Source organism: Citrobacter sp. VF227 (assembly GCF_052950715.1).
In genome coordinates this window covers 1-445 of the sequence record NZ_JBRFVF010000536.1, presented here as the reverse complement: position 1 = coordinate 445, position 445 = coordinate 1, and the positions used below count along the sequence as shown (strand labels likewise).

Annotated in this window: 1 protein-coding gene; it reads left to right on the top strand. The window is 62.2% G+C overall.

Going from position 1 to position 445, the window contains the following annotated elements; all coding sequences use genetic code 11:
- Positions 1–252, top strand: a 252-nt coding sequence (locus ACU8YC_RS27725; protein ID WP_446896359.1) for a hypothetical protein, incomplete at its 5' end; no start/stop codon positions are given.
- Positions 253–445 lie beyond the last annotated feature (193 nt).

Sequence of the window (445 nt, the reverse complement as noted above, 5' to 3'; positions counted from 1 at the left end):
CAGCCAACGTTGCTCGAGACACTACCCGAGTGGCCGTATGAGGCGCACGGTGCCGGCTGCTATCACATCCCGCCGCTCGCGCACGCGGCCCTGGCGTACAATGAGATCAACCCCGGCCCTGTGGAATCCCGCATCTATCCCGGCGTCGTGTTTGTGCCGGCCGTTGTTGTCGCGACCTACTTGCAGGGGGGCCTTTACTTCCCCTTGCCCACGGCCGGTGCGTTCGCGCTCGCGGTTTTCCAGCCGGACTAGGTACCCGGTTGCGCCATCTGCTAGCGCACGTCCCTTCTCCACCTCCTCACTGTAACCCCGCGCAATGAGGCCATTGAGGCGAACCTGCTAGGGTGGCGTCTCCCATACGAAGCGATCCATCAGTTCCCGCAGTGTGGCAAACTCGCCCATCTTAATGCGTAAAACTTTCACGGGTGATCGGTCCATCCCTTCC